Source organism: uncultured Psychrobacter sp. (assembly GCF_947500265.1).
GTDB lineage: Bacteria > Pseudomonadota > Gammaproteobacteria > Pseudomonadales > Moraxellaceae > Psychrobacter.
This window is the reverse complement of record NZ_CANMRN010000006.1, coordinates 158,279-174,208: the sequence shown is the minus strand read 5'-3', so window position 1 is coordinate 174,208 and position 15,930 is coordinate 158,279. Positions and strand designations below refer to the sequence as shown.

10 protein-coding genes are annotated in these 15,930 nt (G+C 44.1%); 6 read left to right on the top strand and 4 right to left on the bottom strand.

From position 1 onward, the window contains the following. The first annotated feature begins 8 nt into the window (after nucleotides 1–8). The 4 genes from Q0788_RS10285 to mutY all read left to right on the top strand — a co-directional run bounded on the left by Q0788_RS10285 (nucleotide 9) and on the right by mutY (nucleotide 6,663). A complete protein-coding gene (locus Q0788_RS10285) occupies nucleotides 9–3,221 on the top strand; it encodes a DUF2339 domain-containing protein (protein WP_298810332.1) in 3,213 nt (1,070 codons plus the stop codon). A gap of 125 nt (nucleotides 3,222–3,346) precedes the next feature. Continuing rightward, complete coding sequence (ylqF, locus tag Q0788_RS10280) at nucleotides 3,347–4,303, top strand: ribosome biogenesis GTPase YlqF (RefSeq protein WP_057761911.1); 957 nt, start codon at nucleotides 3,347–3,349, stop codon at nucleotides 4,301–4,303. 23 nt (nucleotides 4,304–4,326) lie between these two features. Beyond that, nucleotides 4,327–5,265, top strand: a complete 939-nt coding sequence (locus Q0788_RS10275) for a GIY-YIG nuclease family protein (RefSeq protein ID WP_298810331.1) — start codon at nucleotides 4,327–4,329, stop codon at nucleotides 5,263–5,265. Nucleotides 5,266–5,418: 153 nt separating this feature from the next. Beyond that, complete coding sequence (mutY, locus tag Q0788_RS10270; protein ID WP_298810328.1) at nucleotides 5,419–6,663, top strand: A/G-specific adenine glycosylase; 1,245 nt, start codon at nucleotides 5,419–5,421, stop codon at nucleotides 6,661–6,663. Nucleotides 6,664–6,761: 98 nt separating this feature from the next. On the opposite strand, the gene Q0788_RS10265 is transcribed toward mutY, so the two are convergent. Both Q0788_RS10265 and rapA read right to left on the bottom strand, forming a co-directional pair. Then, nucleotides 6,762–7,664: an acyl-CoA thioesterase II gene (locus tag Q0788_RS10265; RefSeq protein WP_057761915.1), complete on the bottom strand. Its 903-nt coding sequence runs from the start codon at nucleotides 7,662–7,664 to the stop codon at nucleotides 6,762–6,764. Nucleotides 7,665–8,024: 360 nt separating this feature from the next. Further along, complete coding sequence (gene rapA / locus Q0788_RS10260; protein WP_298810325.1) at nucleotides 8,025–10,913, bottom strand: RNA polymerase-associated protein RapA; 2,889 nt, start codon at nucleotides 10,911–10,913, stop codon at nucleotides 8,025–8,027. Nucleotides 10,914–11,347: 434 nt separating this feature from the next. On the opposite strand from rapA, the gene Q0788_RS10255 reads away from it, so the two are divergent. Beyond that, nucleotides 11,348–12,295 (top strand): NAD(P)-dependent oxidoreductase, encoded by a 948-nt coding sequence (locus Q0788_RS10255; protein ID WP_298810323.1) that lies wholly within the window; start codon nucleotides 11,348–11,350, stop codon nucleotides 12,293–12,295. A gap of 11 nt (nucleotides 12,296–12,306) precedes the next feature. Here Q0788_RS10255 and Q0788_RS10250 read toward each other — a convergent pair whose 3' ends face one another. Together Q0788_RS10250 and Q0788_RS10245 are read right to left on the bottom strand one after the other, a co-directional pair. Then, complete coding sequence (locus Q0788_RS10250) at nucleotides 12,307–13,932, bottom strand: NAD(P)/FAD-dependent oxidoreductase (RefSeq protein ID WP_298810321.1); 1,626 nt, start codon at nucleotides 13,930–13,932, stop codon at nucleotides 12,307–12,309. Nucleotides 13,933–14,026: 94 nt separating this feature from the next. Then, nucleotides 14,027–14,740 carry an RluA family pseudouridine synthase gene (locus tag Q0788_RS10245; RefSeq protein WP_298810318.1) on the bottom strand — a complete coding sequence of 238 codons (714 nt, stop codon included), beginning with the start codon at nucleotides 14,738–14,740 and terminating at the stop codon, nucleotides 14,027–14,029. 481 nt (nucleotides 14,741–15,221) lie between these two features. Here Q0788_RS10245 and trxA point away from each other — a divergent pair, with 481 nt between their 5' ends. Further along, nucleotides 15,222–15,548 (top strand): thioredoxin, encoded by a 327-nt coding sequence (trxA, locus tag Q0788_RS10240; RefSeq protein WP_057761928.1) that lies wholly within the window; start codon nucleotides 15,222–15,224, stop codon nucleotides 15,546–15,548. The last annotated feature ends 382 nt before the right edge of the window (nucleotides 15,549–15,930 follow it).

The window sequence follows — 15,930 nt, the reverse complement described above, 5'->3', positions numbered from 1 at the left end:
TGACAAAGATGTTGTATCTAATGGTGACCCAGTTGGGCTGGCTAGCTTTTACGATTTTATTGATCGTGGTGGTTGCGTTATATACTAGGATAGCTCGAAAAATCGAGCATCTACGCCGTGATGTGACGACGCTGCAAGCTGAGCTTGAGCAGCAAAGACATCGTAGTATGACGCCTCCGTCTGCACCTTTCGTCGATAAAAGCAATTATGCGCGCAACACTACTACTGACGATCATGATCTTAAAAACAATGTTCCTAAAGACAGTGACGCTAAAGACCATGATGCTAAAGAAATAGCTTTTGACTCACAACATTCTTTTTCAGATAATCAGCTGCCTGTATCACCACCACCGCTTCCTACCGTTGCTTCAAACTCAACCATACATGTAGCATCAAACATCTATGACGATAAACCTATAAACAATAACGCCTCGATAAACACGGAAAATACAGCGCCTACCGCACCGATTGAGCCTGATGAACGCTCATTGCCTATTGTGACCTCGCTCATTCATTCAATCAAAAACTGGTTTTTCGGTGGCAACTTGGTCGTGCGAGTCGGCGTATTGGTGCTATTGGTAGGTGTGGTGCTCCTGCTTCGCTTATTAAGCGAATATATCGAGATTTCGATTGCCACAAAGTTGATAGCAGTTGGCGTTACAGGGTTAGCATTGGCAGCGCTTGGGTTAAAGCTGACGGCAAAACGCTTCTCATATGGGATTACGCTACAGGGCGCAGGCTTAGCGATTGCTTATCTAAGCACCTTTTTTGCTTACAGTGTTTATGAAATCATTCCTAGCATCCCAAGCTTTATCGGGCTTGGGTTATTGTCTGCCATTACCATTGCCCTTGCCGTACGTCAAAACGCATTTCCATTAGCATTATTGGCATTATCTGGTGGATTTTTTGCACCAATTTTGACCAGTGAAGATACTGGCAGCTTGGTCACCTTATTCAGCTATTATCTACTGCTAAACGTCACGATTGCTGTTATTGCTCATTATCGACCGTGGAAGATACTTAATCTATTCGGTGTGACTGTGACATTTGGCTTGGCATACTATTGGGGTATTAGCGAAAACCTGAGCGCCGTCATTGAAACGCAGCGCTGGTCATTGGTAGCCTTAGTAGCCTTACACTGGCTGCTTTACTTGTTTGTCGTCATTCGTTATGCGCAGCAAATCATTACCTATAATGCGCTAAACGAAAAAGACCTCAGTCATGCTGACAATACAGATGACACAAAACACTTGGACAGAGCCCATGTAGGCAGCTCCTATGTATTCCCTATTGATACGGGCTTACTGTTTTCAGTACCGCTACTGGCTTTTGGTTTATTTTCTGCCTTACTAAACGACATCTCTAACGCCCTCACGATTACCAGTGCCATTTTGGCTACGGTTTATCTTGGCTTAGGCTGGCTATTTATCCAGCGCAGTAAACGCTATGCTTTAATCACCGAAGGCATGCTAGCGTTAGGATTAGGGTTCTTTGCGCTCGTTATTCCGCTGGCGCTAGATGCTGAATGGATTGCTTTTGGTTGGTCAGTACAAGGATTGGCGCTAGTATGGTTTGGACGACGCTCGTTGCGATCGTGGTCGGTGTTATTTGGCTTACTATTACAGCTCGTCAGTATTGGTATGCTAGTGACGACAGCGATATTCTCTAGCAAAGACTATCCCGTTTTAGCCTTTAGTATTTCAGCGCTCAGTTATCTAGCGACCGTCTTTATATTACGCGCTAGCAACTCCCCTGCTGTGCTGCTTAATAGCTTAGATAGTAGTAACAAACTTAATAGCCTTAACAATAAAGGCACTACAACAGCCTCGGTCATACAATCACAAACATTGGACGGCACATCAGATGTATTGACCGGCTATGCCCATGCGCTGGGTGTCAGTATGCAAGCTGCGCAGCAATGGCTAATTTCTATCGATAGTCAGAGCCGCGTATTCAAATTTGTTTGGCATAGCCCTAGATTAACCAAATTTTTGACATTGACCGCAATGGCTTGGATGCTACAAGTACTGATGCTTGATTTGCATCATTGGTTTGATATCTGGCAATCAAGTACGACCGTAATTGCACTAGCAGCACTTATGAGCTTGATCGCTTATTGGGTCATCAATCGCTATCGTCCGTGGGCGGAAATTAGACAACTTAGTCATGGATTGCTAGCTTTGTTCTACTTCATGCTAATACTGCAACTGCCACAAAAATTTGAGCGAAATTTAACATGGGCAACAGCGGAATGGTTAGTGTTCCTAGGCTTAATAATCGGCTGGTTAGTCATGGGTCAGCTATGGCTAAAAACATGGTCTGATACATGGTCCGATAACAACAATACCTCACGTTATACTGCTGCAAGCTGGCTAGGTACGGGTATCTTACTTGTCGCTGCCGCGGCGCATTATGGCCTACCAGACTCTGATGGCGTAACGGCTTTCTTGTTTTCAGCGGTACTTATATTATTTGGACTATGGTTCAATCTTCGTTATCTCAGTCAAAATGCAGAAAACACATCAACTAATAAAGTTTCAAAACAAGGTCTGCTGTACTGGTTTGATTGGCAACAGGCACTATTAGGATGCGCTGCCATTTTTGCTCCCATTGCTTTACTGTGGGTTGTTCTTACCAATTGGTCTTATGACGGTATGATTTGGGAACTGTCTTATTTTCCATTGTTCAACCTATATGACATCACATCGTGGCTGACGCTATCGGTTGGTTTTAGTCTGTATTACATCAGCCAGCACAGTCACAATGAAATCGTTATCGAGTCGAGTGCAGATGCCAAATCCAAGCGCGTATTTACCGCTGAAAATTTGCTAATTATATTGGGATTAATCAGCTTTTGGTTGATTTCCAGCATGTTGGTCAGAACGCTACACGCCTTTATTGGCACGCCACTTTGGAATGACTATCAAGGCGGCGCATGGCAGAGCGAGCAAGTACAAACAGGATTGACGATTTTGTGGACGCTCTTGGCATTGGTCGCCACTATAGTAGCCAGTCGCTATTGGCAGCGCGCGCTTTGGTTTATTGGTATTGGATTATTAGGTATCGTCGTACTTAAGCTAGTCTTGGTAGATTTGTCTCAGACTGAGGCAATTTGGCGAGTGATATCCTTCCTTGGTGCAGGCAGCTTAATACTATTAATTGGTTACCTTGCCCCATTACCACCCGCGCATGAGGAAACAGAAAACCAAAATCAAGCGTAATGACAAAGCTGGTTGGGTGAAATTGTGCCGTGAGCAAGGTGGTTCTGTAGTAAACTGGACACCATTAGAAAGTAAACGTTGATTGTTTTACTTTTAGCATTTTTTATAAAAGGTTATGAAAGCAGATGGATAAGAGAGCAAGTATTCAGTGGTTCCCTGGGCACATGAACAAAGCCCGTAACGAAATCAAAGAAGTCATGCCGCAGATGGATTTGGTCATCGAGGTCATCGATGCGCGTATTCCATATAGTAGTGAAAACCCAATGGTCGCAGCACTGCGCGGCGAAAAACCTGTTATCAAAATCCTGAACAAAGCTGACCTTGCCGATCCTGAGTTGACTCAAGCATGGATGGATTATCTCGAGCAGCAAGATGGGGTCAAAGCCATCGCTTGCGATACTGAAAAAGCCAATGATGTAAAACGCATCATCGCCATCTGTAAGCATCTCGTACCTAATAAAGTCGGGACTGGTCGTCAAATCAAAGCAATGATCATGGGTATCCCAAACGTTGGTAAATCAACGCTGATCAATACGCTAGCAGGTCGCGCTGTAGCAAAGACAGGTGACGAGCCGGCCGTGACCAAGTCACAGCAGCTGATTAAACTAGACGATGACATCATGCTCTATGACACGCCCGGTATGCTATGGCCAAAGGTTGAAAACGAAAACTCAGGTTATCGTCTCGCAGCGACAGGCGGTATTCGTGATACTGCTTTTGATTTCGCTGATGTAGCTAGCTATACCGCTGAGTACCTGATGCAAGCCTATCCTGAGCTGCTAAAAACTCGCTACAAAATTGAAGAGCTGCCAAAGACTGATTGGGAGTTTTTTGAAGTAGCTGGACGTAATCGCGGCTGTGTACGCGCGGGCAACCAAGTCGATACGTACCGTATGTCTGAGATTTTGATTAACGAATTACGTAGCGCGAAGATTGGTCGTATCACGCTAGAAACACCAGCGATGACTGAGGCTGAAGAAATTGTCGTCGCTGAACAACGACTCGCTGCTGAAGAGAAGAAGAAGGCTAAAGAAGAAGAAAAACGCTTACGTCGTTTGAAAACGCGGAAGAATCGTAAGTAGATTTACCAATAATATAAGCTACTATGAATCCATTAATACCATCGGCTAAAACCATCCAAATTTATCTGCCAAAAGGTAACCCTCGTGGGTTGCGTTTGGCAGAGATGACTACGCGCACAGTAAGATTGATTGAAATCCCACGTATCCACATTGACGACTTTTTTGCGATGCCCGATGCTAATCAAGTTGGTTTGTATTTTTTGATTGGTGATACCGATAGCGTAGAGAAGCCGTTACTTTATGTTGGACAAACTGGCGATCTTAAAAGACGTCTTAACCAACATGATGAAAAAGATTTCTGGACACGGGCTTTTGTCATGCTCTCGACCAATAACTCTATGACGCAGACCCATGCGCTATATATGGAACATAAGGCTATCGCAACTGCTATAGAGGTGGGACGTTACGAACTAAAAAATGGAAATAATGGTAATAAACCGCATACACCTGACCCATTAAAAGCTGATTGCGAGGAGTTATTCCACACCCTTGACGTTTTACTATCCACCTTAGGACAGCCTATTTTCGAGTCCTTGGCTATTCATGATAGCCTTTATAGCAACGAGACTTATAAAAACAAACCGACTGATTCCACCATTGCTAAAGTCGGTCGAATAATCGATGAAGCTCCAACGAAACCTATTCCATCCCTGTTTTACTATAAGGCAAAAGATGGTCATGCTAAAGGATACTACGACGATGATGGGTTTGTAATATTAGCAGGCTCTTTAATACGACAAACACAGACATCATCAGCTCCGCCATTCGTAGCTAAATTGAAAAAGAGTCTGCTCAGTAGCGGCAAACTCGTCGCTGTAAACGATAAAAGCTATAAACTCACTGAAAACCATCTATTTAAAACACCTAGTGGAGCCAGTTCTCTAGTGTCAGGACGTTCGACCAACGGATGGATTAAATGGAAGAATGAATTAGGTGAGACTTTAGACAGTGTTTATCGATAAACTCTTACTTCTCTATAATGATACTATCTATCCCCTTTATTTATAAACAATTAAGCCTCATATACTGGTAAATAGTTTTATCTATTCACCTTCTCGCTTACCCGTCGTAACTCCAAATCCTATATATCCCTGTTCAACTTACAAGGAATACTCTTGCCTACTCAATTTTCTCAATCACCTACTGCTCTTAACTCCTTCGCCCCACGCCTGCTCGATTGGTTTGCCGAAAACGGTCGCCATGACTTACCTTGGCAACAACACCAGACCGACACGCCCAACCCTTATATTGTTTGGCTATCCGAAGTCATGCTTCAGCAAACACAAGTGACCACAGTACTGCCCTACTTTGCACGTTTTATGGCGTCGTTTCCGACCGTGCAGGATTTGGCCGCAGCAGAATGGGATACCGTAGCGGAGCATTGGGCAGGACTTGGCTATTATGCGCGTGCGCGTAATTTGCATAAAGGTGCTAAGCAGTTGGTTGAGGTAATCGATGAAACGGGCGAGTTTCCGCAGACGCTAGCAGGATGGGAAGCGATTTCGGGCGTTGGGCCATCGACTGCTGGCGCGATTATGGCGATGGGCTTGCACCATTATGGAGTCATCTGCGATGGTAATGTCAAACGAGTACTGACACGTTGGGCCGCAATTGACGGCGATATCACCAAATCTGCTACCACCAAAGACTTATGGGCATTGGCAGAGCGACTGACACCGACAGAGAACTCCGGACTATTTGCGCAAGCCATGATGGATATGGGTGCGACATTATGTACCCGTAGCAAGCCTGCCTGCCTATTATGTCCATTAAAAGAAGACTGCCTAGCCCATGCGCAAGGGCGTGAGACTGATTATCCCGTCAAAGCAAAAAAACAGCCAAAGCCAAGTAAGTTTAGCGATGCGTTGCTGGTAGAAAGCGTAGACGGTGAGATACTATGGCTACAACGCCCTGACAACGGCATCTGGGGTGGATTATGGAGTTTGCCATTACAGTTCGTGGAAAAAGTTGACGGTAAAGCGAACACTAAGGCTACTGTTAAAAAGACGCTAGCTAGTGATGATAAGCCATCAAACACAGTAAACGATATCCGTAGTAATGAAAAAGTATACGAAGCAGAGTTTACCACTGCTGAGCAAATTATTAATGAATGGCTCATAAAAAATGAACTGGTCACAAAATCAGTTAGCAATACCTTGCTTGATGACGCCCCTATCAAACATTCACTGACGCATTTTCACTGGTATCTGACCCCGCGTAAATTGACGGTTGACGCGACTCAGGTCACTGAGTTAAATAAGAAATTAGCAGCGGCCGAAATCGACTTTAAGTGGTTAGCCGAACAAAAAGCGCAAGACAGTCTAGGGCTACCTCGCGCGATGATTAAGATCTTAGAATAAAAATTAGCATAAAAAATTGGAATAAAAAAAGCGACTCACTGTTAATAATGAGTCGCTTTTTATAATGACGATATAAAGATAACTGGGTCTAAAGCACCCTAAGACTTTGGCACACGTAAACGCATGAGTCCTTCTTGTTGCACAGTAGCGACCAGTTTGCCATCTTGCCAAAACTGACCATGATTCAAGCCTTTCGCATTAGACGTGGTATCACTCCACATGTCATACAGCATCCATTTATTCAAATCAAAATCGCGATGGAAATGCATCGAGTGATCGATACTGGCAGCTTGTAGACCACTGGTCATAAAACTCACACCATGTGACATTAGCCCTGTGCCAACCAAATAAAAGTCAGAAGAGAATGCCAATAGTGCCTGCTGAATAGCCACTGGCTGATTGCCCAATTCACGAATGCGTAGCCAGTTTGCTTGCTTAGGCTTCATAGGTTCTGGGCTAATCGGATTACGCGGCTTCACTGGCTTAATCTCGACATGACGGCGGCGCATAAATCTTGCCTTTAGTGCTTCTGGCACTTTTCCGACATTCTCTTCTTTTAAATCTTGTTCGGTCAGCAAATCTTCTGGCGGTGGATAGACCGGCATGTCTTCTTGATACTCAAGCCCATCTTCCATCGGTGAAAACGAGGCAATCATCGAAAATATCACTTGCTCAACAGGCGGCTTGCCACGTACTTCTTTGTATTGAATGGCCGTGACTTCGCGGGCAGACAAGCTGCGACCATCACGCAATCGACGTACTTGGTATATCACTGGCTGATTGATATCACCACCACGCAAAAAATATCCATGCAGTGAGTGACAAGGTTTGTCTTTATCTAATGTATGAGCCGCTGCCATAATCGCTTGAGCGAGCACTTGCCCACCAAATATACGACTGCCCACATAGTCATGGCTTTTACCCTCAAACACATCAGGGGTAACTTCAATAAGCGCGATAGTAGCCAGCAGCTCATCAATCAGTTGTAGATTATCGGACATGACAATATGTTTCCTTATTTTTATCAAAAACGCTCAGCATCTGATGATATTGATGCCATATAGCCATCATATTTGAATGTAAAATAATGCGAGATCACTTGTTAAGATCTGTCGAAGGAGACCTTAAAATAAACATACAGACATCGTTAGCGATGTTATCACCGAATATTTATTTTCTATAGAAAAGGTAAACATCTTACCCAATATTGGTGGCTTTGACTAGTTACTGTCGGCTTACTCATAAGTATTGCTTATCAGTTTTTGCCAGACAAATCGCAACCAAAGAGCAAAGCAAGCAATCTCAACCATAAAAAAACGAGATGTATAATAACACCTCGTTTTTGACAAATACGTCGATGTTTACGGCTTAACTGCTACGAGTACGCGGATAGAATCCGGTACTAATGATAAATTACTAAGTGCTTGCTCACCTTGAGCTTTAAGCTGCTCTAAACGCTCAATCTCTTCAGGACGTACGTTTGGATTGATCGTCTGTAGATGTTTTAAACGCTTGATTTCGCGTGACCACTGCTGGCTAAAGCGGCTACTTGCTTGCTCACCAATCTCAGCAATCTGCTGGCGAGCAATATCTTCAGCTTCGTAATAGCGCTGCTCAATTACATCACCGCGTACTTTAATGACTTGGCGGGCACGGTTTTTATCCAATCGCTCAACGTGCGGCATAATCATCTCAGCACTGATACGAGCCGATAAATCACTACCCTGCTCACTGATAAAGACACGGATATTTTGCGTGGACAAAGTCGCTGGCAGATTAAGCACTTTTGGCGCGATTGCTTCAACACGGAAGTTCACCTCTAGCAGTACCATGCCTTGCGGAACAGCAGCGCTTTTCAGCATAGCAACTGTCGTATTACCAAAGGTGCTGGTACTCGCTAGCTCATAAATTGCACGCATCAATGGATGCTCGTGAGTGATGAATTCGATATCTTCACGCTGAAGCGCTTGCTCACGCTCAAAGGTCAACGTCATACCGTCTTCATCACCAAGTGGCAAACCATCAATATAATCACTGATCTCGGTGCTATCGATCGGTGCGATAACCCATGAGCCATCACGCTGAATATTGTGATCGATATTGGCAGATGCAAAGAAACGCTCAATAAAGTGCGGCAGCAAATTATTACCATCAAAGTCACGCATAGCATCGGCGATACGACCTGCGACACGCGGACGGCATGAGTTGTACTCTAACAGGCGATCACGACCAGCTTGTAGCTGTGCTTCTAGTCCCAAACGTGTCTGTAGCGCCTCGTCAATGATGTCTTGCAAGATGACATTATTTTCAGGAGTATCAGCACCCTCAAGCATTGGCTTAAGCTCTTGGATATATTGCTCTTGTACACTTTGGGCAGTTGGCGATATCTGATTGAACATGTTCAGCGCATCGTTATACCATTGATACAGACGCTCTTGCGCTGTACCCTGTACATAAGGCACATGTAGCATAATTTGCTGAGTCTGACCGATACGATCTAGACGGCCAATACGCTGCTCTAACGTATCTGGGTTAGCAGGCAAATCCCATAGTATTAACTGGCTTGCAAACTGGAAGTTACGACCTTCTGAACCAATCTCTGAGCATAGTAATATCTGCGCGCCTTCACTATCTGCAAAGAACGCAGCTGCTTGGTCACGCTCAAGCAAAGTCATCTGCTCAGTAAAGATAGCTGTTTTGATACCGGCATGCAGACGCAATACCGCTTCTAAACTCTCTACCGTCGCACCACTACGAGCAATTAATAGGACTTTTTGATGCTTAAGCTCACCGCGTAAGATATCAATCAACCAAGAAACACGTGGATCATCTTCTAGCCAGCCACCATCTGGTTGGTTTTCTTCGCCCCATAGCTGCTCACGCAACTTACCATTGGTTTGATAGCTGTCTTTCCATGCTTCAGGTAATGGCAGTGGATATGGTTGGCTACTACGGCCGTAGAAACCTTTGACGCTCTCACGAGTATTGCGGAACAAGATACGACCTGTACCATGACGATCTAACAGCTCGTTTAGCGCATGTGTACGCAGTTTTTCATCTTCATTGATTGAAGATAGTTCTTCAATACTAATGTCTAGTAAGCTACTTAAAGCAGCGATTTGGCCTTCATTCAATGGCTTTTCTTCTATCAAGACACCAGCAACTGCTGCTGTCTCTGCGAAGGCTTCTTGCCCATCGATAAACTCATCCAAATCATCAAAGCGATCTGGATCAAGCAAACGCAGACGAGCAAAGTGACTTTGCGCACCAAGCTGCTCTGGCGTTGCTGTCAATAGCATCACGCCTGGCGTTTCTTCGGCGAAATCTGCAATCAAGTCATACTTATCATTGCCGCCCTGTGCTTCATCCCAATGCAGATGATGCGCTTCATCAACGACCAATAAATCAAACCCTGCATCCATCGCTTGGTCATATAAGTCTGGGTGATCGAGTAACAGATCCATACCACCGATGATACATTGCTCAGTGGCAAAGACGTTTTGTTCAGGGTCGTGTTCTTTAATAGCCGCAGTACGCACCAGATCAAACAAGGCAAAATTCAGATTAAAGCGACGACGTAACTCAATCATCCATTGGTACTGCAAACTATCTGGCACCAAAATCAACACACGCTCAGCTTTGCCTGTTAGCAACTGCTGATGAATAATCATGCCCGCTTCGATGGTCTTACCAAGGCCCACTTCATCAGCCAGTAGTACACGCGGCGCGATACGCTTGCCCACTTCATGTGCAATATATAGCTGATGCTCGATGATATCGACACGTGCACCCATTAGGCCTTTTAGTGGGTGACCTGCCAGCGCTGACTGCATACGTAAGATATCTTGACGCAGCTCATACCAATCACCACGTTCAATACGGCCAGCAAGCAAACGCTCAAGCGGCTTGGCCAACGTGATATTGGCAGCAAGGCGGGTTTCCATGATGCCGCGCTCGTGCTCATCGACGCCATATTTCAGTACGCCCATCACTTCATCAACGGCATTGACCGTATAGCTTTTGCCATCTTGATCGTAGATGCTATCGCCCACCTTAAACACCACGCGCGATAATGGCGCAGAGTTTTTTGCGTAGACGCGTGTCTCTTCACTTTGCGGAAATAAAATATGCACACATCGGTCGTCAACATCGATGACCACACCTAAGCCAAGCTCAGACTCCGTATCAGATAAATAACGTTGACCAACGGCGAATTCAGTACTGTGCAATGAAGCAATAGAGATAGTCATAAGGCGATGTCTTTTGTACTCAGATAATGAAATTTAGATAGCAATGGTAGATTGTGATAGCGGTAAGATTACAAAGAACATAAATCGTCAATAGACGCAAAATAAATGTCGTAATCTTAGTAGAGCCAGCAGCTCAGTCACACCATTATATAACGTTAGCGGGTAGATGAGTGCGTTAAGTTGAATTTTCAAGAGGCAGCTTACGATAGCTATGATTTTATAAGTTATTTATCGATACTATGTCAGACGAATACGTGATTGTTAAATAATGCAGATTGTCCTATTTTATCAGTAGCTTATATCTATTCGATCGATATTTGGCTAATTCGTTTTTGACTAAAAATACCAACGTGCTACATTAAGCCGATAAGGATTCATGCGATAGCCGTTTATTCGCTAATTATCTATAAGACAACAATAAGTAAGGACTAGCCATGCAAGCCGTTTTTTTAGATAAAGGTACGTTTTCTGAAGGTATTGACCTTCCCGCGCCAATGGGTGTGAGCGATTACATCACTTATAACGACACGCCAAAAGACACGGCTGTCATCATTGAGCGTTGCAAAGATGCTGACATTATTATCACCAATAAAGTGCAAATCGGTGCTGAGGTGATAGAGCAACTACCAAAACTTAAGCTGATACAGCTGACTGCTACTGGCATGAATAACGTTGATCAAGCCGCTTGCGATAAGCACGGTGTTGCGCTTTTTAATGTCGCTGGTTATGCGGTTAAAAGCGTGCCCGAACATACCTTTATGTTGATGCTGACAGCGATGCGTGCTGGTATTCATTATCATCAGAAAGTCACTGATGGCACATGGCTGGCAAACGGTAATTTTTGTCTGCTGGATATTCCGTTGATAGATTTGGAAGATAAGACGCTAGGTATTATTGGTATTGGCACCATTGGCAAGCGCGTGACCGAAATCGCTCGTGCCTTTGGTATGACCGTACTATGGGCCGAACATCAAGGGCGCACGCCGCGTAACGATGACTATACCGCGTTTGATGAAGTGCTAGCGCGGGCAGATGTGATAAGTCTACACTGTCCGCTAAACGAACAAACTGAGCATCTTATTAATAAAGACACTCTAGCGAAGATGGTTAAACAGCCGCTCATTGTCAACGTCGCACGTGGCGGCATCATTGATAGCCAAGCATTAACTGACGCGGTTAATAGTGAGCAAATCATCGGTTATGCTAGCGATGTGTTTGAACAAGAACCGATCGCTGACAATGACTCACTGCTCAGTATCAGCGACCATCCGCGTGTTATCTTTAGTCCGCACAATGCATGGGGCAGCAAAAGCGCCCAGGAGACCTTGTGGCAGATGTTAAGCAAGCAAGTGGCTGATTTCATCGACAACCATCATCAATAATTACCAAGATACTAACGACTAAACCGTAACCAGTCGTCTTTTATCTTACGATACTTAAGCATGACTCGATCGCTTAGATAGTTGTTGGTCACGAACCAAGGATAGCGATCGCCTTGCTTAGGTAGCTCGTCTTTGCCGCGTCTGACATATCCAGACGATAGCGAACCCATTACGGTATCTGCTTGAGCACAGGCTGTCATATCTGCAGTTTGTGCTTGTGGTAATGCGACCTGATAGCAATTTTTATGCATATACCCCAGTAGCCTCACTACATACTGACAAGCCAAATCGATTTTTAGTGTCCACGAGGCATTGGTATAGCCAAACAGTGCAGCCATATTAGGTATGCCTTCTATCATGACCGCTTTGTAGGTCATACGCGTGCCAATATCGACAGATTGACCGTCGATATATACCGCTGCCCCGCCCAGCATCTGTAGCTTTAAGCCGGTCGCGGTAACGATGATATCAGCGTCGAGGTGCTGACCAGATTGCAGCATAATTCCTGTTTCAGTAAAGTGGCTGACTTGATCGGTCACCACTGTTGCGCGTTTGTCCTGCAGGGCTTTGAATAAATCACCGTCAGGTACCGCACATACTCGTTGATCCCACGGATTATAGTCAGGCATAAAATGCTTGCTGTCGACGTCGCTACCTTTTAACTCTTTTTTCACCCCATTTTTTAAGACTGCTTTCATCACCTTGGGCGCATGAGTCGCAACTTTGTACAGGCCTTGCTGCCTCAACACATTGCGCGCACGCAGTACCGTATAAGCTTGCTCCTTTGATAATGGTGAAAACTTGCCTGATAACCAGTCAATAGCATGGTCATCACCCGGCACGCTTGCCACATAGGTCGGCGTACGCTGCAGCATCGTGACATGACGCGCACACTGATTACTGTCTTTATCTACTAGCGCAGGTAGCAACGTTATCGCCGTGGCACCACTACCAATAATGATGACTTTTTTATCATCATAATTTAGATTATTCCAGTGCTGTGGATGGACGATTTGACCGTGAAAATCCTCCTCTCCATCAAAATGAGGGCGATAGCCTTGCTCATAGTTATAATAGCCAGTGGCACCTACGATAAACTTAGCAGTCTTAACAAACATCTCACCGTTTGCATGATTTTTGATGGTTGCTGACCACTGTTGATCCTCACTAGACCAGGATATCTGCTGAACTTCATGCTGATAATGGATATGTTCGGTCACCCCAAACTCGCGTGCCGTATCAGCGATATAGCGTTTGATATCATCGCCTGCTGCAAGCATTCTATAATCAAGCCACGGCCTAAAATTATAACCAAAGGTCAAGGCGTCAGAGTCAGAGCGAATCCCCGGATAGGTAAATAAATCCCATGTACCACCCAAATCAGCACGCTTTTCTAAGATAGCAAAGCGTTGTGGAGGTTTTTGCTTATTAGTCGAACTTACCTGCTTTTGCTTTTTGGGAGCTTTATGACCGAATAGGCCTTTATGCTGCTGTTGCTGTAAACGGCAAGCCATGCCAATACCTGCGATACCCGCACCGATAATCAATACTTCATAGTCGGCTACTTTATCCGTCTTTGATTTTTTACCTTTAAGGCGGTTTTTGATGGCCTGTTTGGTAGTGGTGATATCAAGCATACTTTCATCCTTGTATTTGCATGACTGGCATTTTATAGCTGGCTTTAGAGCCGTTTATCGCATCTATTAACAGTAAGCGGTAAAATCTAACGCTTTAAAATGGGCAGGGACTCTCCCAGTCCATCCAAGCACCCAGTACTGGATGCTTTAACCGCAATTGCTGTGCATGTAAGTTCAACCTTGGTGCTATCTCTAATGCCGCACCTTCAGCATAAATCGGATCGCCAATCATCACATGATCGACATGCACCATATGTACGCGTAGCTGATGACTGCGGCCTGTGACTGGCTTTAGCATGACCCGAGTAACTACCTCGCCATTACAGGTTTCGTGAGCCACAACTTCGTATAGCGTCAGCGCATGCTTTGACCAGTCGTGATCGACGATATGGCGCGGTTTGGTACTTGGCTCATAGCGCACCGGCACTGATATCTCACCAGTTGCGCCGACTTGCTCCCATTCACCAAAGACACGCGCTTGGTATTTTTTTTGCGGTAAACGCTCGATGAATTGCTTACTGATATTAGTTTGCGCTGCTGCATTTTTTGCAAAAATAAGCAGTCCCGACGTGTCCATATCTAAGCGGTGAATCAACTTGACGGCTGGATTGGCACGCTCAAGACGAGCAAGCAGACTGACTTTGAGTGTCTTGCCATCGACGCTCAATAGGCCTGCAGGTTTATCAACCACCCAAATGTCATCGTCTTCGTAAACCGTAATTTCTTGCGCAAAATTTTTAAAAAACTCAAGCGGATAAGCGCTTTCTTGGGCATTGAGGGCATTAACTTCTTCATCGGTAAAAGGCATAAATTTAACTACTTATGTAAATTGGTTTTAAGATAAGGATTTTTGGTGGCTAGTCTTTTAGACACGATAGCTATATTTGGCACGACAGCCATTTTAGGAACAACGGTTATTCGGATAAAAGGGCAAAACTTTGACTGACTTTTAAAATTATTAATATCACTAGCTACTAATAACTAACTACTATATAAACGAGGTATAAAATACGACTTCTATCGCATTGAGATACATACTTTAATAAGGATAATCGTATTAAATAACAGATTAGACACTCTTGTGCTGCACCGTTTCGATTTATTGTGCTAATACTAGTTGTTAAACAATTTAACCAGCCTGTATCTGTCAAATTAGGGCAAACATGTTAATATAATGGCACATTTTCACCCCTTCTAAACAATTCTTTGACCACCAACTGATTTATTATTAAACCAATATATAGGTTGATGAGTGGTGATAGAAGTAATAAAACAAGAGAGATAAAATTATGTCAGACCTTATTGTACATACTACCGACACAGACTTTGATCAAGATGTTCTACAATCAGACGTACCTGTACTAGTAGATTTCTGGGCACCATGGTGTGGTCCTTGTAAAGCCATTGCCCCTATTTTAGAAGATCTAGCGACTGAGTACCAAGGTAAAGTTAAAATCGTCAAAGTAGACGTAGACAACAACCCACAAGCGGCTAGCCGTTTCGGTATTCGTAATATCCCAACGCTATTTGTATTCAAAGATGGCGAAAAAGTTGATTCAGTAATGGGCCTACAGCCAAAAGCTGAATTGGCTAAAGTACTAGACAAGCATTTATAAGTTAAATTTACTCGCTCTAGATTACTTTGAGCGGGTAAAATAGAATAACCGAGAAAGCCATTATCTAACCAAGATAGTGGCTTTTTTGCTTGTTTTTTGTGCAAAAAACTCGATAATGTGACTTTTTTGGCAAAATTTATTGACAACGCTATTGTGAAGACCGTATAGTCTGCTGACAAGAGAAAACCAACTGTTTTCCTAAGTATCTTGTCGCTATTCTCCTCGTGTTTATCAACAAAAACACAATCGTCATTATAAACACCATTGCTGAACAAAATGACTAAACGCAATTACTGATATTGAGTTTTTGACGCAGACTCTTATGTAGCCTTTTTTATCCTTATTTCTTATTACCTTGCATCCAATGATGGCAATGCGTACA